Source organism: uncultured Tateyamaria sp. (assembly GCF_947496075.1).
Taxonomy (GTDB): Bacteria; Pseudomonadota; Alphaproteobacteria; order Rhodobacterales; family Rhodobacteraceae; genus Tateyamaria.
This window is the reverse complement of sequence record NZ_CANMBJ010000007.1, coordinates 71,179-91,425: the sequence shown is the minus strand read 5'-3', so window position 1 is coordinate 91,425 and position 20,247 is coordinate 71,179. Positions and strand designations below refer to the sequence as shown.

Sequence of the window (20,247 nt, the reverse complement as noted above, 5' to 3'; positions counted from 1 at the left end):
CCGCTCCTATTCGGTGTAGGCGACGGTGCGCTGCAAAAGGCCGAACATCGAGTCCAGCAGCATGCCCACCACGCCAATCATGAGGATTGAGAAGATGACAGAGGTCAGATCGAGGTTGTTCCACTCGTTCCAGACATAGTAGCCGATGCCGGTGCCCCCAACGAGCATCTCCGCTGCCACAATTACCAGCCAGGCGATGCCGATGGAGATGCGCATGCCGGTCACAATTGTCGGCGCGGCCGCAGGCAGGATCACGGTAAAGGCGGTTTTGACTGCGCCCAGTTCATGTGTGCGGGCCACGTTCACCCAGTCCTCGCGCACACCTGCCACGCCGAAGGCCGTGTTGATCAACATTGGCCAGATCGAACAAATGAAGATCACGAAGATTGCTGATGCTTCGCTGTCTTGGATTATAAATAATGCGAGCGGCATCCACGCCAGTGGAGAGATCGGACGCAGCACCTGAATAAACGGGTTTAGCGCCTTGTGAGCTACAGACGACATACCGATCAGAAAGCCCAATGGGATTGCGATTACAGCGGCCAGAAGGTAGCCGGTGAGCACACGGTAGATCGAATACCCGATCTGTATGCCGATCCCCTTGTCGTTCGGGCCTGCATCATAGAACGGGTTCGACAGTTGCTCCCATGCTTTGCCCAGCACCTGACTGGGCGGGGGTACACCAGCTTTGGGCTGACCTCCCCCTGTAAGCATTTCATATTCGGTCAACTCCCCAGCCACCTTCTGGGCGGGGATCGACATTTCCCAAATCAGGCAGCCGATCAACAGGATCAAGATCGACAGGACGGCGGCCTTCTTGTTTTCGGTTAGTGTTTGCATCAGTTCGCCTTAATCGCAAAGCTGTCGACATAGGCCTCTGGCTGGGCCGGATCGAAGGTCTTGCCCATGATCGAGTGAGACTTGTAGGTGACATCGGGCGCATCATAGCCAAGGTCGGTCATGACCTTCTTGGCATCCGCAGCGAGGTAGACTTGTTCGGCCACCGCTTTGTAGTCCACGTCGCCCTCGATATAGCCCCAACGCTTCATCTGAGTCAGGATCCATACGCCCATCGAATGCCAGGGGAAGGGATCAAAATCGATCCGATCAGGCACGCGCTGTACCTCACCCAGACCATCTGCATAGGTGCCTGTCAGCACTTGCTGCACCACTGTCACAGGCTGGTTGAGGTAATTGGTGGGTGAGATCGCTTCCGCAATTTCGACCCGGTTTTCCGGGTTCGATGCGTATTGCGTGGCGTCGATGATGGACTTCAAGAGGGCTCCATAGGTGTTGGGCAACTCCTGCGCAAAGCTCAACGGTGCGGCAAAGGCACAGCAGGGGTGTCCCTCCCAGATTTCCTTGGTCAAGATGTGGATGAAGCCGATGCCTTCAAACACGGCGCGTTGGTTGAACGGGTCGGGCGACAGATAACCGTCGAGGTTCCCGGCGCGCAGGTTGGCCACCATCTCTGGCGGTGGCACCACGCGAATCTGAATATCGACATCGGGGTCCAGGCCGAACTCGGCCACGTAGTAGCGCAGCAGGAAGTTGTGCATCGAATATTCGAACGGCACGCCGAAGGTGAAACCCTTCCATTGTTTGGGGTCTCGCTTGTCCAGATGCTCGTTTGACAACACGATAGCCTGGCCATTTATGTTTTCTACGGCGGGCATGATGTAGGGTTCAGCAACGGACCCCGCGCCCAGCGTCATGGCGAGCGGCATCGGTGTCAGCATGTGGCTGGCGTCATATTCACCCGACAAAGACTTGTCGCGCGCCACAGCCCAGCCTGCAGTCTTGATGACCTGTGCATTCAATCCATAACGCTCATAGAAGCCCAGAGGCTGGGCCATGATGATCGGCGTCGCACAGGTGATCGGCACAAACCCGATATTGAGATCGGTTTTTTCTGGTGGTCCCAGATTGTCGAGGATCGCCGCCTTGGCTTGTTCCAATGGAAAGACCGATGCCAGCGCCGCCGCCGCGGTTGTGCCCCCGATCATGCCCATGAACGAGCGGCGCCCAATGTCGTTTTGACCAAAAACAGAACGGACAATTGCGCTTTCGACCGCACGTTCCATCATTTGCTCGGATGACATATTCTGCGGTTCGATGTGGTCCAAGTCGTGCCCGTGGCCCGAAAGGCAGCTGTCGCAACCACAATCGGCACCGTGTCTCAGGTCCGTCTTATCCGAGAACGGATTGCCCAAGCTTTTGATTGTCATGTCCATCTCCTGTCAGCGATTAGCCAATCGTCCCACGTCGAAATTGGCTGGGAAAGACAGTCCGCCTAGCGCCCACAATCTGGCACTTATCTGAAATTATTGATGAAATTCCGTGCAGCAGTTACGAGTTTTCGTGAATTACGAAAATTCGTAAATCGACTACTCCCGTAAGCTGCGATCCTACAGAGCATGTCTGATGTATCTGATTCTGAACGAATGGTTGCTCATAACCCCTTACCGACGGTTCTGTTGAACACACGGACCGACGGCGTAGTGGCGTTCAATACTGCCGCCTTGAACATGTTTGATGAAGGGGCGCTTGGCGCGTCTTTTTCGGGACTCTTGCACAACGATGTTTCAACAGCAGCGGTGTTTTTCGATGCTGTGTCCCATTTCGGATCATATGTAGATCGCGCGCTCGTTTTTACGGGACAAGACGGATCAGTACTGCAATTGCAAACCTATGGCGTCCAAGTTGTGCCTGACCTCGTTCTGCTCAGCTTTCTTGATCTGGAGGAGCATAATCGTCGGAACCGCATTGCTGATCAGCAAGCTCACCAAACGGCAGGATTGCATCAGTGGAAGAATATCTACGGCTTTTTTCGCGAAGTCGAAGCACAAAACCACCTGATCCTCGAGGCCGCCGGTGAAGGCATCTATGGGATCAACGGAAAGGGTCAGGCGACATTTGTCAATCGCGCGGCGCAAGAGATGCTAGGCTGGTCCGCAGACGACTTGATTGGGCGCGACCTGCACGCCACCATCCACCACAAGCACCTGAACGGAGAGCATTTTCCGGCCCATCAATGCCCGATATATGCATCTTTCCGTCGGGATGAGACCGTACGCGTAGACGACGATGTCTTCTGGCGCAAGGATGGCAAGCCCATTTTGGTCGAATACGTGTCCACGCCAATCTATGATCACGGCATCCTAGCCGGCGCAGTGGTGATCTTTCGTGACGTGACCGAGCGGAAAGAGAACGAACGCAAGCTACGTGAGGCGTTGGCACAGGTTGAAGACCTGAAAGTAAAGCTAGAGCAGGAAAACGATTATCTGATTACAGAAATCCGTTCCGCGCGCTCTCACACCGGGGTGGTGGGCGTTTCTCCCGCCATCAAGTCGCTAAATGTTCAGATTGATTTGGCCGCGAAAAGCGATGCTCATGCTCTCGTGGCGGGCCCAACAGGGTCCGGAAAAAGCCTCACTGTATCCGCCATCCATGAAGCCAGCGACCGCCGCCACCGTCCACTGGTTCGGATCAGCTGTGACCACATGTCTGCACCGGAGTTGGAAGCAGAGCTTTTTGGCTACCGTCGCGGTGCCTTCTCGGGTGCGACACGGGACAATACTGGCAAACTAATCATGGCGCATAATGGCACCCTACATCTTGACGAGATCGCGGAGTTGCCGGGGAGCGTACAAGCAAAGTTGCATGATGTGTTACAGCACGGCCATTTCCAACGGCTGGGTGACCGTGCACAGACACCGGTATCCCTGACGGTGATTGGAACCACCTCTCGCGACCTTATGGCCGAGGTCCGCGCGGGCCGTTTCCGTCAGGATCTATACTTTGCGCTCAACCTGTTTTCCATTCGTTGCGAGCCGTTGTGTCATCGGCCCGATGACATTCCGTATCTGGCAAAGCACTTTCTTGATCGTACAACACGACGGCTCAGACTGCCGCAGACCCGGCTATCGCGATCCAACATCGAAGCCCTGGAACAGTATTCCTGGCCAGGCAATATTCGTGAGTTGGAAAATGTTATCGAACGGGCTGCAATCCTGGCACAAGGTGGGCGATTAAAATTTGATTTCCAGCTCTCGGACACTGTTTCACCGCAAAAATCGGACGTTGTACTCACCGGCGAAGAGTTGCGCACATTCGAGCGCAAGAACCTCGAGAACGCGCTAAGACGTGCCAAAGGAAAAGTATCGGGTAAGCAAGGAGCAGCAGCTATGCTCGGGATCGCTCCGACGACCGTTTACTCAAAACTCAAGTCATTTTGCGTCGACCCAGAACGTTTCAAATAATCGAAACTCAAGAAAGCAACTCTTGGCTCCGCCGGACCAGAAGTCAGTTTTGTCCCGCCATTGCGACCGTAAGCCTTCACGGAATTCTGCACAGACCATCAAGGTCTGCTTTGAGCGGCCGCACCACAGCGAAAACGTCCATCGACGAACGACAACTTTGGGCCGTCCCTTGCGCAAGGACACTCGGACCCTGCAACACGTCGCTGCGCTGCTCCTTTGGACAGTTTCGAACTCAAAATCATCGAAGCCGTGCAACAGAAAAGGCAACTTCCCGCAGATTGTCAGACGACATATCGCCATCGTCTAGTTTCGCTTGAGGAAAGAAAACTTATTCCGTCAAGCACCGCAAGATGACCGTCAAGGCCTGCAAGAAGCTCTACAAATGACATGTCCGAAGAACGATGAGCAGCTTTTCTGAGGTGGGTATTTTCGTGTTGGGTGATCCGGATTCGCCGCGCGAGCAACAGAAAAGCATATTCAAGGCGTTGGTTTCGTCGACCGATTTTTTTAGTATTTTCAACCTTAAAAAACTAGTTTCTGAAAACTTGGTAGTACCATCCACGCATAGCTATCCACCTTCACACCAACATTTCGTTTTTCTGACCGTGTGTAAATGTGCCATTTACGTAGCTCTAGCCAGTGTTACATGCCATCGAAGGACAGAGTTTTGAGTATCACGGTCTTGGGCGCGCGATGCTGACATATGAGCCATTCACATGGAAACCGGCAGTCGAATGCAACGTCCATCAGTCAATCCTTTCACCTTTTTGACAATCGACGCGGCATCAAGCCCGTGATGCCGATATAGATCGCCGATCGTCCCGGTTTGTCCGAAATGCTCTACCCCAAGAGAGATGGTCTGGTGTCCTTTCACGCCCCCTAGCCAGGCCAGTGTTGCGGGATGGCCGTCGATGGTGGTGACAATCTTGCAATGTGGCGGCAACGCCTGCATCAGCGTCTCGATATGCGATTGCGCGTGTTTGGCGCCGCGGGACCGTGCCCGTTGAGCTGCGGTCCAGCCCGCGTTGAGCCTATCGGCGGACGTCACCGCCAATACGCCCACATCGCGACGGCCTTCGCCAATAATACCAGCGGCACGTATAGCTTCGGTGGCCGCAGCGCCTTGATAAGCGATCACCACATCGCAATTCGGTCCCGGTTCCCGCAACCAATATGCCCCATCGATGGCTCCTTGGCGAAATGCGTCATCGCGACGTTTGCCCGGTTGTTCGATTGGGTTCGTGGTCAGGCGGAGATAAACGCTGCCCCCGGTTTCATCCCTCAACCAGGTACGCTCATCGGGATCACCCTCGCCATCGCGCTGCATGTAGTCGAAGGCCCACTCCATGATCACCGCCAGCTCATCCGCAAATGCGGGTTCGAAAGCAGCCAAGCCGTCCTGGCTTATCCCGATGAGAGGGGTGCCGATGGACTGGTGCGCGCCGCCTTCGGGGGCGAGCGTGACACCCGATGGCGTGCCCACGATCATGAACCGTGCATCTTGATAGCAGGCGTAGTTCAGCGCATCGAGGCCCCGGCAGACGAACGGGTCATAAACCGTGCCGATGGGCAGCAACCGCTTGCCAAAGAGCGAATGGGACAGGCCGGCCGCGCCGAGAAGCAGGAACAGGTTCATCTCTGCAATGCCCAGTTCGATATGCTGCCCTTCAGGGGTAAAGGCCCATTTTGCCGTGGATGGAATGCGATGTTCGATAAAGGCATCCGCCTGTTCGGACCGTGCAAAAAGCTTGCGCCGGTTTACCCAAGACGCCAGACCCGTGGTGCCTGTTACATCCGGTGAGGTGGTCACAATCCGCGCGGCGAGATCGCTGTCACCCTTGGACAGATCATCCAGGATTTTACCGAACGCGGCCTGGGTCGAGATTTCACGGTCGGTGCTGAAATTGACCGCAGGCACCGGCACCTTGGCGTCGGTAAAACGGCGCGGCCCCTCGGCAAAGAAGGCTACGCGTTTCAAGAAGCCTTCGAGACCCGTAACGTCTTCGACGCCTGCGAAACGGTCCCACTCCTGCCCCTTGGGCACACCCATATGCTTTTGCCATTCAGCAAATTGGGCCTTGTTCATCAGGCCGCCATGGTTGTCCTTGTGGCCCGCAATCGGCGTACCCCAGCCCTTGATTGTGTAAGCAAGAAAACAGGTGGGACGGTCATGATCGATGGAGGCGAATGTATCGGCCATCGTCTGCACGCAGTTGCCGCCCAAGTTCTCCATCAGGGCCGCCAACTCGTCATCGCTGCGCCGGTCGATAAGAGCCGAGACCGCGCCCTGATCCCCCAGATCATCCATCAACCGCTTGCGCCAGACTGCACCCCCCATGAATGTGAGCGCCGAGTATTCCTGGTTCGGGCAGGTGTCGATCCAGTCACGCAGTTTGTCACCACCCTGTTCTTCGAACGCCGCCCGTTGCAGGGCACCGTGTTTGATGCGCACAACGTCCCAACCAAAGGCGTCAAATATCTTCTCGATACGTTCGAATAGCCCTTCGCGCACGATTCCGTCGAGCGATTGGCGGTTGTAATCGATGATCCACCACGTGTTGCGCAGGTCGTTTTTCCACCCTTCCTGCAGTGCCTCGTAAATGTTGCCTTCGTCTAGTTCGGCATCACCGACCAAAGCCACCATGCGTCCCATCGGCGCGCCCGTGCCCCAAGATTTGGTCGCGATATAGTCCTGAATGATCGATGCAAACGAGGTGATCGCAACCCCTAGTCCCACAGAGCCGGTTGAGAAATCGACATCATCGATGTCCTTGGTCCGGCTTGGATAGCTTTGCACCCCGCCAAGGCCGCGGAAATCTTCCATCTTTTCGCGTGTCTGGTTGCCCATCAGATATTGTGCTGCGTGAAACACTGGAGAGGCGTGCGGTTTGACGGCGACCCGGTCCTGTGGCTTCAGCGCCGAGAAATAGAGCGCAGTCATGATCGACACCATCGATGCCGAACTGGCTTGGTGCCCGCCAATCTTGATCCCGTCAACCTTGGGGCGGATATGGTTCGCGTGGTGGATCATCCAATGCGAATGCCACAGCAGCAGTTGCTCGACGGTCTTGAGATGGGCGAGCTCGGTCGTCATGGTGCGTCTCCGGTCAGCGGTGTTGATCTTCGATTTGTGTGGTCACGATATCGCCGGTCAGCGATACCGGGGTCATGATCGTTTGCGCGTTGGGACTGTGCTTGACTGCTTTCTTGTGCAGCTCTTCGAACTGCTCGGGTGTGCCGTCACCGGTCACGTAGATCGTGTAGTTGATCTCGGGGAAGCCCACGGGCGCGTTGGAGGCAAGTCCCATGAAACCGCGCAGATCAAGGGTGCCGTCAAAGTCGATTTTAACCGATTCAAGCTGGATGCCCTCCGCCGTGGCCCCGGTGACAAAGGCCACCATCATGCAGGACCCAAGGCCCGAAAGCAGCAGTTCCTGCGGGTTGGGTCCATGATTGTTTCCCATCAGTTGCCGCGGCTCGTCCGCTTTCCATGTGAAGGAGCGGCTGATCTTATGCGGGCCCACAAGCATCGGCTTGGTCGAGGTCCGGGCGCGGGTTCCGCTTTCCCAATCGATCTCGATCCCATAGCTCATCAGACCCTCTTCGGGATCACCGGCAACTTCGTTGACAAATTCACTCAGGGCGGCGGTGGGGATAGAGTTGCGCATTATGCAGCACCTTTCATAGCGGAGATGGCGTTGAGAGCTTGGTCAAAATCAGCAATCAGGTCGTCGGCATCCTCGATACCCACCGACAGGCGGACGCAGCCCGGGTGAATGCCGATCTCGGCGCGTTGGCGCGCTGTCATTGTGGCCTGTGACGAATTGAATGGAAGGCTGATCAGGCTTTCGATCCCGCCAAGGCTGGTGGCCTGTTTCGGCAGCTTGAGATGGTCAAGCAGTGCCAGCGCCGCCTGGTCCCCACCTTTGACAAAGAAGGTCACACTGCCGGTGCCCATCTTCATCAGTTCCTTGACACGGGCGTGGTCGGGGTGGCTGGGCAGCATGGGATACAGGACGTTTTCCACGGCCGGGTGCGTTTCCAGGAACGTGGCCAGCGCCGTCGCGCTTGCCTCGTGCGCCTTCATGCGGATGTCGAGCGTCTTCAGCCCCCGCTCCAGCAGGAAACAGGCATGCGGGTCCAGCGAGCCGCCGTAGTTCAACAGGCGGGGCCAGACCATATCGACCAACTTACGCGACCCGCAGACAACGCCAGCGATCAGGTCGGAGTGCCCGTTGAGGTATTTGGAAGCCGAGTGCACCACCAGATCCACCCCGAGTTCCAGAGGTTTCATCACCGGCGGCGGGGCAAAGGTGCTATCGACAATCAGACGCAAATTGTGACGCTTGGCGATATCCACAAGAGCGGGGATATCGACGACTTTAAGCACCGGATTGGTGATCACTTCGAAGTAAAGTATCTGGGTGTTGGGCTGGATCGCTGCCTCGATCGCTTCGAGGTCATAGCTGTCCACAAGCGTGGCGGACATGCCGAGCGATGGAAACTCCTGGTTGAAGAGATTGTACGTACCGCCATAAAGGTCACTGGCGGCCACCACATGCGCGCCCTTATCTACCAGCGCCATCACCGCGGCGGTGATCGCCGCCATACCCGAGCTGAATACAATGGCGCTTTCTGCTCCTTCGAGTGTCGCGAGCTTTTCCTGCACAGCCCATTGCGACGGGTTGCCATAGCGGGTGTAGATGAATCGGTCGCGCCCGAAGCCTTCTTCGATCGACCCATAGGTTTCCTCGTGCAGGATGAAGGTCGACGTCTGGTAGATCGGCGTGCCCACCGCGCCGGTGCGCGGGTCGTCATGGGTGCCCGCATGCACCGCCTTGGTCGACATGCCCATACCGTCCATCGGATGCGCGCTCAGGAAAGGGCCAGAGCGGCGGTTGCGATCCAACTCATTGATCCACATGCCCGGATTGCGCGTAGCGGCTTGGCTGGTGGTGTCACCGAATAGAGGTTTCTTGGTCATGGATATGTCTCCGGTCGGAGCGTGCGGATGTCATTCCGCGGCAATGGCGTTGTGTTGGGACAAAGCGGTCATCAGATCGTCAATGATATCATCGACCGTCTCCAGACCGACGGACAGACGCACGAGCCCTTCGGCAATGCCGTGTTCGGCGCGTTCTTCGGGCGTGTACGTGGAATGGGTCATACTGGCCGGGTGCTGGATCAGGCTTTCCGCGTCGCCCAGGCTGACCGCACGTTGGATCAACTTCAGTCGGTTCATCATGGTCATGCCGCCTTGTTTTCCGCCCGCGACCTCGAACGGGATCATGCCGCCGGATTGCGCCATCTGACGCTTGGCCAGCTCTGCCTGAGGAAAGCTGTCAAGGCCTGGGTAGTGCACGCGCGCAACCGCCGGGTGGCTTTCGAGCGCTTGCGCGACCTTCATCGCGGATTGAGAATGACGTTCGACCCTTAGTTCCAGAGTTTTGAGCCCGCGCAGGACAAGCATCGCAGTAAAAGGTGACATGACCGCGCCGGTCATATCCTTGAGGCCCACCAGACGGACCTGTTTGATATCCTCGGTCGAACCTGCCACCAGCCCAGCCACCAGATCGCCATGACCTCCCAGATATTTGGTGGCCGAATGCAGCACGATGTCCGCGCCATGTTCCAACGGGCGGGTCACCACGGGCGTGGCATAGGTGTTGTCGACGACCACCTTGGCCCCGACACTACGCGCCAGCTTCGACACGGCGGCGATGTCTACCAGCCGGTTGTTTGGATTTGCTGGGGTTTCGAAATAGACGACCTTGGTGCGGGGCGTCAGCACGGCCTCAAGGTTGGCCGGGTTGCTGATGTCGACGGGAGTGACCTTGACGTCAAACTTGGTCAGCCCGTGGCTGAGGAAGGCAAAGGTGCAACCATAGAGCGTCTTGTCGATGATCACTTCATCGCCTGCCGCGACGAAGGTCCAGAAAACCGACGTGATCGCTCCCATGCCAGACGCCGTTGCCAACCCGGCCGCCGCACCTTCGAGATTGGCAATACGGTCTTCCAACTGTTCGAGAGTGGGGTTCGAGATGCGGCTGTAGAAATGTCCGGCCTGTTCGCCCGCGAACATTGCGCCACCTGCTTCCGCGGTTTCGAAGGTGAAAGTCGATGTCAGGTACAATGGGGGGTTCAGCGCCCCCTGATGCGTGGCTGCATCATATCCGTGGTGGATCGCGCGTGTTGAAAAGCCGGCTGATTTGGTTTTCATCGTAGATACCCCTGCAGAATACAAGGATATTAGGGTGGATCATCCAGCATTAGGTTGCTATTTTGACCCTAAGTAGACATGATATTAGCAAATAATGCCAAAAATTCCAAAAATAGACCTAACGGATCGTAAGATAATTCAGGCCCTGCAAAGGAATGGCAGGATGACGAATCTTGACTTGGCGGAGGCGGTCAATTTGTCCCCGTCACCCTGCCTGCGGCGGCTGAGGAACCTCGAGCAAAAGGGGGTGATCCGGGGGTACAGTGTGGATGTCGATGCAAAGGCATATGGGTTGCCTGTGACGGTGTTCGTACGTGTTACACTCAATGGGCATACCGGCGACATAGTTGCGCAGTTCGAAGATGAAGTGCGCAGAATCCCCGAGGTGCTGGAGTGCTATGTCATGACCGGCGCAGCAGATTACCTTTTGCGCGTCGTTGCGGAAGACCTGGAGGATTACGAGCGTTTCGTCCGCAAGCGTTTGCATGAGATCGGATGCATCAACTCAATCGACACCAGCTTTGTCTACGGCGTGGTCAAGCAGGCCCACGTCTTTCCGGATGTTCCTGGCTAGCGTCGACCTGATACCCGTCCGCGCGCGATGCGATCGGCCAGCGTTTCCCGCCGCGGATAGTTCACGAGGGCAGACTTGATATCTTCGGCTGATTTCAGGTCTCTCAGCCACGTGTCCCCAGCAATTATTTCGGCGTAGTGTGGGATTTGCAGCAGACGCCTTTCCGGATCTTCCTGCACACGCATCGCGTAATACCCGATCTGATGGAAATACATCGTGCGAGCCCTGACTAAGGCTGAAAGACCGTCATGCCCGAAACCTTCGAACACCCATTGATATAGAGAGATCCTCTTGTGATCGACAAAGCGCATAGTGCGCGCGGCCAGCTTTGACGTTTTGCCCCACTCGCGGATTGCAACATCCAAAGGGGCATCGAATTGCGGGTCCAATACCCACACATATGCAAGTGCGAGGTACTGTGCACGTGGTTCATCAGCGGCGTCATCCAACGCTTCGAAAAAGGGCCGAACATTTGTGGCCAACCAGTCTTTCAATAACGCTCGGTAGAGCGCGTCCCGGTTCTTGAAGTGCCAGTAGAAGCTCCCCGGCGTCACCCCAAGTTGCTTTGCCAACGGCTCAACCTTCACCGCAGAAATGCCACGCTTGATGAGAACCGCGCGTGAGGCATCAATCCAATCCTGAGCGGAAATCGACCCTGACTTTGGAGCTCTTTTTTTGGTGCTCAAGGTTTCCAACACAGGTGCCTCTCCTTTAGATGGCTTTGTTGTATGGCAAAATAGCATCGTCACCTGCGAGCGCCAGTTGATCAGTCGCCGCATGTTCCGGAATGACGCCACGCAGGGCCGTCATCTGACGGCCCAACATCTCCCACACGGCTTCAAACTGCGCTGATCTGACATGCATACGATAAGCGTCATCTGGTCCATGACGATACAGCAGGTTGCCGAAACCGTGCCACAACCGCGAAACAGAGGCCGAGAGCTGATCAGGGACAAACTCTGTGCCTGTTGCAATTACGTGCACCGCATTTTCCCCTGAGAGTTCAATTAGGGCATAGGCCGACGACATGTCCGACACGGCAACTCCATGTGTCGCGTGCCATCCATCCTCAAGCGCTGGCCCATTGACAGCCAGCACGCGGTCACGGCGCTGCCGAAGGGCGTATGTGTTGCTCACTGCTTGATCCTCTCCACCCGCGACTGCAGATGTTGCATTGATCAACTGCAGGCAATTGTCCAAGGCGCCGCTCAAAACGGTCTGACGTTGGACTTGAATCCTGTGCGCCTGCACACCGCAACCGATAAGGGGCTCACGCTCCCCATTTCTGACCGGCGGCCATTTGTTGCGATCGTCACGCATCGATACGCGCTCCTTCCGGGTCAAAGGCGCAAGGGGATGCAATCGCAGCAAAACGGGTCTGTCCCATGTGCCAGATATCCACACGTTTTCCCATCGCCTCCGCTCCACCGCTGACAAGGGCGAGCGCCACAGGCTGTCCCAGTGTCGGGCTGTGATAGCTGGATGTGATATAGCCAATGGATTTGACGCCGCCGTCACTGCCAGAGGTTTCGACGACATGTGCACCGATTGGCAACGGATCCTCTAAGGGACCAACTGTAAGGCCGACAAGAGACTTGCGATCTGCCCGGTTGGCCGTGTCAGAATGCAAGCTCCGATCACCCACAAATGCAGCGGTCTTGCGCAAGCGTGGCGCGGCAAAGCCCAAGTCATGCGGCATGGTTTCACCGTCTGTATCTTTACCCGCCAGGATATAACCCTTTTCGGCTCTCAGGACCGTCAGCGCCTCGGCGCCCACGGGTCCGGCACCCAGCGGCGCACCGATAGCGACGGCTTTGTTCCACAAGGCTGATGCGGATATGTTTTGGACAGAAACTTCGAAACTGGTGTCACCGGTAAAACTGACTCGTGCAACGCGGGCCGGAGCACCTTCGAAGGTGCAAAGGCGCAGCGACATGTGCGGAAAATCGTCCAAACTGTCTAAGACACCAAGTCCGGCTACGATGGCCTTGGCCTTTGGGCCCGCAATAGTGACGGTCGACCAGTTTTGTGTGATGTCGTGAATGTGAACTCGCATCGGATCGAACCTGTCCTGCCGCCAATGTTCCAGATGCGCCATCACTGCATCCGCGTGAGACGATGAGCACGAAATGACGAACCGGTTATCATTGATACAGGCCAAAACACCGTCATCGAAAACCAGTCCGGCTTCGGTCAGCATGAATCCATAACGAATGCGCCCGGATTTCAGGTTCGACATGGTGTTGTAGTAGATGAAATTGACGAATGTGCGGGCGTCCGGCCCGATCACTTCGATCGCGCCAAGGGCCGAAGCGTCCATGATGGCAGCGGCCTCACGTGCCATGCGGCATTCCCGCTCAACGGCTGCACGCTCGCCATCTCCACCGTACCAGGCAGGGCGCAGCCAGCCACCGTATTCACCAAGGGCCGCGTCCAGCGCGCGGTGCTCGGGCTCCAGTGTAAGGCGCTTGAGCGGTGCCATTTGCCGATCACGTCGCGCGCCCCTATAGGCTTCAAGCGGGATTGGCACGAATGGTGGGCGAAATGTCGTTGTGCCTGTTTCCGGGATGGTTTCCCCCTTGAGATGCGCCATGGCGGAAAGACCGGAAATGTTTGATGTCTTGCCTTGATCGCCAGCCATGCCAAGCGTCGTGTAGCGCTTCAGATGTTCAACCGAGACCATGTTTTCGCGATGCGCCAACGCCACATCCTTGAGTGTCACGTCATGTTGCAAGTCAATCCATTGGCGCCCACTGGCCGTTGGATCGGCCAGTGAGGGTGGAAGGTGATAAACACCACGTGTCGGGGCCGGTTGGTCGAGTGCCGCATGACGCGCTTCGGTCATCGCGACCTCCTGAGAAAAGGTGCCATTCGCCGCCCCCACAACACGCATCCAGTCCGGTCCATCCGCTGGCACGAAGGTCTGCCGCCCGTTGTCCCATTCCAACTTGCCGCCCGCGTGTCGCCATAGATGGATCAACGGTGTCAGGCCCGCCGAAGTCAGGATCGTGTCGCAAGCATATGTCCGACCGTCTAACCTTATAGCTTTGACCACGCGCCCACCTATTGCGGTTGCTGCGCTGGTCGGGTCGAAACGCGTCACCGCGGCCCCGGCAGCGCGCAGATCTTCTATAGCTGTGTATGTCTCAGGTCGGTTGCTGAGAACGACGATTTCTTGCCCCGCCAACACGCCGTAACGCCCGAGGAACTCCGTTGCCGCCCCAAGCGACATGACACCGGGACGATCGTTGTTGGCAAAGGTGACGGGGCGATCGATCGCTCCAGTGGCCAAAATGATCCTCGCTGGGCGCAATTTGCGGACAATTGGTGCATGTCCCATCCCCCTGTCGGTCGCGACCGAAACGAATTGGTGGTCGTAGACCCCGACTGCGGTCGTATTGCACAGGATACGTCCGCCAGCTGTCCTGATTGCAGCAATTTGCGCTTTGACCCAAAGCTGACTGTCATTCCCATGTTGGTTGCAATACAAACTCCCGCCCGGTGCCGGATGGTCATCGACCAGCAAAACGGATCTCCCCGCCTCTGCCGCGGCGCGCGCCGCCGTCAACCCTGCGACACCACCGCCGATCACCAGGGTGTCGCAATGATCATGCAGGATCGCCGATTGGAACCCGTCTTGCACATCCGGGCTCAGAATACCAAATCCTGCCATCTTCCGAATGGTCGGTTCGAACAAGTGCCAGTCGGGCCACATGAACATCTTGTAGTAAAACCCGGCAGGCAGGAAACGGTGTGCGAGGTCCAGCACACCCTTCACATCTCGGCAGGCATCTGGCCATGCGTTGACGGCGCGCACCTGCATACCCTCTGTCAGGCATGTCGTGGCAGCTTGGCAATTGGGATAGTCTATGCCGCCCAGGCGGATGTTGACGATAGCGTTAGGATCATCGAACCATGCGCCCCAAAGGCCGCGAGGCCGGTGATACTTGAAGCTGCGACCGAAAATGCGCACGCCAGCAGCCAATAGGGCCGAGGCGATAGTGTCCCCTTCAAACCCTTGATACGTCATGCCGTCAAAACTGAACGACAGGGCGCGGGTCCGGTCGATCAGCCCACCTTGTTCAACGCGGCACCCGGTCATGCAGTGTCCCTGCGCATCTGCTGTGTGCCGATCACGGCCATGGTCACCGTGTCCCGCTCCATCATAAAGTATTCCTGGCAGGTGGTATGCACCCAGATTTCGCGCGAAACGCCCTTGGGGTTTTCGTGCGTGTAAAGGTAGTCGCGCCAATCTGCGTCACTGACAGGCTGCGTGGTATCGGGCCGGATATTTCCCGCTTCGCCCGAGAAATGAAATTCCCGTTCGTCACGCAGGCCGCAAAAAGGACAGGGAAACTGTTGCATGAACCTCTCTTTTTCAGTGTGCGATGCCAGACCCGGCTGCTTCGTCGATCAAGGCGCCGGTGCCGAAGCGATTGAGGTCGAAGGGCCGGCTGATCTCATGGTGCGCCCCGTTGGCCAGAAGATGAGCGAATAGATAGCCACCGGCCGGGATGGCCTTGAAACCACCCGTTCCCCAACCGCAGTTGACGAAGATGCCATCTGTGCCGGAGGGCCCGATCAGTGGTGAGCTGTCAGGACTGACGTCCACGATCCCGGCCCAGTGGCGCAGCAGTTTGACCTTGGCCAATGCCGGGGCCATGTCGATGATGCCCGACAGCACGTTTTCCTGCTCTGGGGTGTTGCCGCGTTGGGCATATGACGGAATGCGGTCAAGCCCGCCCCCGATCACCAGGCCGCCCTTGTCGGATTGGCTGAAATAGCTGCCTGTCATGGGGGAAAAGGCGACCGTATCCATCACTGGCTTGATCGCCTCCGTCACGAATGCCTGCAGTGCGTAGGAATGCAGCGGCAGCTTGTATCCCCCCATCTGTGCGAGCACCGAGGAATGCCCGGCGGTCGCAACACCGACGCGGCCCGCGCGGATCACACCCTGCGTTGTCTCGACACCCTTGCAGGTGCCACCCTCGATCAGGAAACCGGTGACTTCGCAATTCTGGATAATGTCCACGCCCAACCGGTCCGCTGCGCGCGCATAGCCCCACGCCACCGCGTCATGGCGACCTGTGCCACCGCGACCTTGCCAGATTGCGCCATGGATCGGGTAACGCGCGTCATCGCGATAATTCAGGATGGGGGCTTTTTTCTGTACGTCCCTTGCGTCCAGCAGCTCGGCATCTGCACCATTCAGCTTCATCGCGTTCACGGTGCGTGCCGCGATCTCCATCTCGGACTCGGAATGGGACAGCACCATCATGCCGCGCTGCGAGAACATGACATTGTAGTTGATATCGCGCGACAGCCCCTCATATAGGCGCACCGAAAGATCGTAGAGCGCGGTGCTTTCGGGATAAAAGTAGTTCGACCGAATGACGGTGGTGTTGCGGCCTGTGTTCCCGCCGCCCAACCAGCCCTTTTCAACAACAGCGATGCGAGACATGCCATGGTTCTTGGCAAGGTAGTAGGCAGTGGCGAGCCCGTGGCCACCACCGCCAACGATCACGACGTCATATTTCAGCTTGGGGGCCGGGCTACGCCACATGGGCGCCCAGCCTTTGTGCCCCCGCAGGCCTTCTCGAAAAACACCAAATGCAGAAAAGTGACGTGTCATCTTCGCACCCCTCGTTAACCAAGCAACAGTTCAGGCAACCAGAGTGCCACTTCGGGGATGAACGTGGTCAGCGCCAGTGTGGGCATCCAGGCGAACAGGATAAAGATCATGGTCGGCCACAACATGCGTTCGACCGGTGCTCCGGTCACGCGTGCACCCAGGAACAACAGCGGTGCCGTGGGTGGCGTGATGTTGCCCATGCCCAAGTTGACCCCCAGAATGGCGGCAAAGTGGATCGGGTCGATGCCCACGCTTTTGGCAATGGGCAAGAGCAATGTCGCGCTGAGGATCAGGCCGCTGAAATCATCCATGATCATGCCGATCAGGATCATTGTCAGGTTGATCATCAGCAACACGACAATCGGGTTGTCGGAGATTGAGAAGATCAACTCTTCGGCCATGCCGGGTATGTCTTCGAAGATCAGGAAGCGGCTGACGATCAGCACCATAAAAATCATCACCATGACGACGCCAATGGTGACACCGGATTCCTTGAGCGTGTCCAAGAACACGTTCCATGTCAGGCCCCGGTAGACGAAGAAGCCAATCGGAATCGCGTAAAGGACGGCGACACCTGCTGCTTCGGTCGGGGTCATGATCCCGCCGTATATGCCACCGAGGATGATGACTGGCATCATCAAGGCTGGCATGGCGATGAAAGTCTTGCGGCTGAAGGCGCGCACGAACTGTTCCTTGTCCTCGAGTAAGATGATGTCGGTTTGCTTGCGCATCATGATCAGGTTGATGATCACCAGCAGGGACGCGACGATGATGCCCGGCACCACGGTAGCGAGAAAGCATTTCAGGACCGATTGCTGCGTAATCCAAGCATAGATAAGCTGCGCCGAACTTGGCGGGATCAGTAGGCCGAGGGGACTTGCCGCAACCAACAATGCGGCCGAGAAACCGTCTGGATAGTTAGCCTTGCGCAGATGCGGCATCATCACCGAACCGATGCAGGTCAGTGTTGCCGCCCCGCTGCCCGAGATCGCTCCGAACATCGCGCTTGCAACGACGGACGCGCCGGATAGTCCACCACGAATGCGCCCCAAGAGCATCTCGGCCAGATCCACAATGGGTGACGCAATGCGGCCGTTTTTCATGATGTCACCTGCAAGGATGAACAGCGGTATCACGAGGATCACAACGGTGTTCATCTTCCAGTGACCGGTGGGCATGAACCCCGACACGTCATGCCCGCCTGTGTAGGCGAGAAATAACAACACGCCACCGAATGCGATAGGGACCGCAACGCCTGCAAAGAGCAAAACGCAAATGAGGAGAACAGAAATTCCGATAATCATTGTGCCTGTTCCCTTTCGGATGTGGGCGAAAGGTCCTCAGGGGCCATGCGTTGCACTACGCCTTCAGTCCCCAGTCGCAACAGGACGTAGAGGTGCAGTGCACTGTAGAGGGCCATGAAAACAAAGCCGGCAAATATGCCAAACCGCGGCACAAAGAACGGAATGCGCAAAGCAATGGTCGTCTGCCATTGCGGGTATGATGCGATCTCATCCCGTAGCATCAAAGCTGCCCAGTAGACCAGGAATACAGTTACCAACAGCTCGACCGACGTTAGAATTGTGCGCCGCCACCAGATGAAAACAGGGTTCTTGAACCAGCTTTCCAGAATGTCAGCCTTGATCTGGCTGTCTTCGTAGGTGCCAACTGCGCTGCCTAGGAAGAATAGCCAGAAGCACATCGGCATCAGCCACTCTTCATAAGCAAACAGATCACTCTGAAGGACGTATCTGAGCAATACGACTAGAAAGAAAGTCAGTGCGAGGATGAAAGTTGAAATGATCAGGAAGGCTGACTTGAGTTTCAGCAGCCGCCTGACCGTGGCTCCCAGCCTAGGGGGAAGTTGATCAGCGAGTTCCACCACGTGTGCACCTCCAATTGGGCGAAGTGGGCCGGGGAGAGATGACCCACTTCGCAAGGGTTCAGTTCGCGGTCAGGCGGTCCAGGATATCTTGGCCGACGACATCGGCGACGTTCGGCCAGACAGTGGTCTGAATGTGTGCTTTGATGGCGTCGCGCTCATCTTGTGTGAACTCGACAACTTCCCAATTTGCATCCTTGAGCTGATCAACGAAGCCTTGGCTGCGCTCCCAGGCCAGCTGGCTGATCTCAGCCGCCGCTTCTGCCGTCTCCTTGTCAACGACAGCGCGCTGTTCGTCATTCAACTCGTTGTAGAAGTCCTGGTTGGCGTAAATCATCGTGCTTTCGATGAAGGCATTGTAAGGTACATAGGTGTTGCCAACATCACTTGCTGCAAAGGTTGTGTAGGCCCATTCGGGCGTGCAGCAGATCGCACCATCAATGGTGCCAGCCTGTACTGCCGGAAACACTTCGGCCCAGTTCAGTGTCGTGACCTGATACCCCAGCTCTTCCATTGTTTGTTTTGCGATCTGCGAGGACCAGGCACGCACGTTCATGCCCTGATTGTCGATTGCAGTCGGGTTTTCCGGACGTTCGGTGGCAATCATGCCAATCAGGCCTTCGCCTATTGTACCCAGAGGCTGGATGCCAAAGGATGTCAGGATCTCTTCTAGGATCTTGTTGTACTCAGAGTTCGGGTCACCGTAGACCGCGTCTAACTCTTCTTTCGTCGTCACAAGGAAAGGCAGGCTGTTGATTTCCAGCCGTGGATCCTTTTGTGCATAGACCGTGGCATGGACCATATCCACATTGCCCCTGATCGCGCTCTCCAGAAGTTCCTCGCCCGAACCAAGTTGACCAGCAGGGAAGTATTTCACTTTCAGGCCAACATCTGCATCCTCCATGTCCTGGGCCATTTGTTCCAGAACAGCGTTTCCGAAATGCTCTGCCGGCACAGTCCCGGCAATGCGCAAGCGTACATCCTGCGCCGCTGCAGTGGATGTGATCAATGCGACTGCCGCAGTCATCATGGTGAGGCGAGTGTTGAATGACATTTTGTCCTCCTGTTGGTTTTTGAGTTGGTGAGCTGGCGGCAACTCTTTAACATAGGTTACCCTACGGATAACCATAGGGTGCTAATTTATCAGCTGGCAAGAGAATGTTTTGCGTTGCTGAGCAGGAGTGGATTTCGGGCGTAATTGTGTCACCCAAGAGCGCTTCAATGCATTGTTTCTAATATGATTTCTTGATGCTCACATTTTTGAACCGACGAAATCAGAGGCGCTGGCTTTCCCGAAAACTTAATCTTTTGCGGGTTTGGAAAACCATCAGATAGCGTGAAGAATCGGGTGCGTTCGGCTGTCATCGGCGCGGCGGAAGGAGCGCGCTGCAGAGCAGTTTTAAGGGCGGACTGAGGTTTGCCATCGCTCGTTTGAAACGCCACGGATGTCGACTGACGCGGGTCCAAGGCAAGAGTAGCGGCTGTAATCAAATGTAAAAAAAACCGCACCAGTTTTTGGCGCGGTTCTCTGCATGCGCACATCGCGACCGCGTTGGTGGAACGAGGCCAATGGGCAACGTATTCAGCTCAGCTTTACATCATCAACAGCGCCACGTTCCCCGCAACGGCGAGGACTGTGACCGCAATGAGAAGGGATGCATCTCTTACAATTTTGAA

16 protein-coding genes are annotated in these 20,247 nt (G+C 56.7%); 2 read left to right on the top strand and 14 right to left on the bottom strand.

Annotation, left to right across the window (positions count from 1 at the left end):
* Window positions 1–6: 6 nt before the first annotated feature.
* Both ntrB and Q1A51_RS23185 read right to left on the bottom strand, forming a co-directional pair.
* Window positions 7–840 (bottom strand): nitrate ABC transporter permease, encoded by an 834-nt coding sequence (gene ntrB, locus Q1A51_RS23190; protein ID WP_299606170.1) that lies wholly within the window; start codon window positions 838–840, stop codon window positions 7–9.
* A complete protein-coding gene (locus tag Q1A51_RS23185; RefSeq protein ID WP_299606168.1) occupies window positions 840–2,228 on the bottom strand; it encodes a CmpA/NrtA family ABC transporter substrate-binding protein in 1,389 nt (462 codons plus the stop codon). Before Q1A51_RS23185 ends, ntrB begins: the two co-directional genes overlap by 1 nt.
* Before the next feature lie 477 nt (window positions 2,229–2,705).
* On the opposite strand from Q1A51_RS23185, the gene Q1A51_RS23180 reads away from it, so the two are divergent.
* Window positions 2,706–4,262 (top strand): sigma 54-interacting transcriptional regulator, encoded by a 1,557-nt coding sequence (locus Q1A51_RS23180; RefSeq protein ID WP_299606166.1) that lies wholly within the window; start codon window positions 2,706–2,708, stop codon window positions 4,260–4,262.
* A 712-nt stretch (window positions 4,263–4,974) separates the two neighbouring features.
* Here Q1A51_RS23180 and Q1A51_RS23175 read toward each other — a convergent pair.
* Genes Q1A51_RS23175 through Q1A51_RS23160 form a run of 4 tightly spaced genes read right to left on the bottom strand, consistent with a single transcriptional unit; the run spans window position 4,975 to window position 10,482 of the window.
* Entirely contained in the window at window positions 4,975–7,356 is a 2,382-nt protein-coding gene (locus Q1A51_RS23175; protein ID WP_299606164.1) for a 1-deoxy-D-xylulose-5-phosphate synthase N-terminal domain-containing protein, read from the bottom strand.
* Window positions 7,357–7,369: 13 nt separating this feature from the next.
* Window positions 7,370–7,930: an OsmC family protein gene (locus tag Q1A51_RS23170; protein WP_299606162.1), complete on the bottom strand. Its 561-nt coding sequence runs from the start codon at window positions 7,928–7,930 to the stop codon at window positions 7,370–7,372.
* The gene (locus Q1A51_RS23165; RefSeq protein WP_299606160.1) at window positions 7,930–9,246 is read right to left on the bottom strand and encodes a PLP-dependent aspartate aminotransferase family protein; all 1,317 of its coding nucleotides are present in this window, start codon (window positions 9,244–9,246) and stop codon (window positions 7,930–7,932) included. Before Q1A51_RS23165 ends, Q1A51_RS23170 begins: the two co-directional genes overlap by 1 nt.
* 30 nt (window positions 9,247–9,276) lie before the next feature.
* A complete protein-coding gene (locus tag Q1A51_RS23160; RefSeq protein WP_299606158.1) occupies window positions 9,277–10,482 on the bottom strand; it encodes a methionine gamma-lyase in 1,206 nt (401 codons plus the stop codon).
* Between the two features lie 94 nt (window positions 10,483–10,576).
* Here Q1A51_RS23160 and Q1A51_RS23155 point away from each other — a divergent pair, with 94 nt between their 5' ends.
* The gene (locus Q1A51_RS23155) at window positions 10,577–11,056 is read left to right on the top strand and encodes an Lrp/AsnC family transcriptional regulator (RefSeq protein WP_299606156.1); all 480 of its coding nucleotides are present in this window, start codon (window positions 10,577–10,579) and stop codon (window positions 11,054–11,056) included.
* Here Q1A51_RS23155 and Q1A51_RS23150 read toward each other — a convergent pair.
* The 8 genes from Q1A51_RS23150 to dctP form a co-directional block, all read right to left on the bottom strand.
* Complete coding sequence (locus Q1A51_RS23150; protein WP_299606154.1) at window positions 11,053–11,835, bottom strand: TetR/AcrR family transcriptional regulator; 783 nt, start codon at window positions 11,833–11,835, stop codon at window positions 11,053–11,055. The genes Q1A51_RS23155 and Q1A51_RS23150 overlap by 4 nt on opposite strands.
* A complete protein-coding gene (locus tag Q1A51_RS23145) occupies window positions 11,768–12,193 on the bottom strand; it encodes a hypothetical protein (protein WP_299606152.1) in 426 nt (141 codons plus the stop codon). The genes Q1A51_RS23150 and Q1A51_RS23145 overlap by 68 nt, the downstream gene beginning before the upstream one ends.
* Window positions 12,194–12,368: 175 nt before the next feature.
* On the bottom strand, window positions 12,369–15,158 hold the full coding sequence (locus Q1A51_RS23140; RefSeq protein WP_299606149.1) for an FAD-dependent oxidoreductase: 2,790 nt from the start codon (window positions 15,156–15,158) through the stop codon (window positions 12,369–12,371).
* Complete coding sequence (locus Q1A51_RS23135) at window positions 15,155–15,421, bottom strand: sarcosine oxidase subunit delta (protein ID WP_299606147.1); 267 nt, start codon at window positions 15,419–15,421, stop codon at window positions 15,155–15,157. Before Q1A51_RS23135 ends, Q1A51_RS23140 begins: the two co-directional genes overlap by 4 nt.
* Window positions 15,422–15,434: 13 nt before the next feature.
* Entirely contained in the window at window positions 15,435–16,688 is a 1,254-nt protein-coding gene (locus Q1A51_RS23130) for a sarcosine oxidase subunit beta family protein (RefSeq protein ID WP_299606145.1), read from the bottom strand.
* 14 nt (window positions 16,689–16,702) lie between these two features.
* A complete protein-coding gene (locus Q1A51_RS23125) occupies window positions 16,703–17,992 on the bottom strand; it encodes a TRAP transporter large permease (protein WP_299606143.1) in 1,290 nt (429 codons plus the stop codon).
* Window positions 17,989–18,570: a TRAP transporter small permease gene (locus tag Q1A51_RS23120; RefSeq protein WP_299606141.1), complete on the bottom strand. Its 582-nt coding sequence runs from the start codon at window positions 18,568–18,570 to the stop codon at window positions 17,989–17,991. The genes Q1A51_RS23125 and Q1A51_RS23120 overlap by 4 nt, the downstream gene beginning before the upstream one ends.
* 61 nt (window positions 18,571–18,631) lie before the next feature.
* Window positions 18,632–19,624 (bottom strand): TRAP transporter substrate-binding protein DctP, encoded by a 993-nt coding sequence (gene dctP, locus Q1A51_RS23115; protein ID WP_299606139.1) that lies wholly within the window; start codon window positions 19,622–19,624, stop codon window positions 18,632–18,634.
* Window positions 19,625–20,247: the final 623 nt, after the last annotated feature.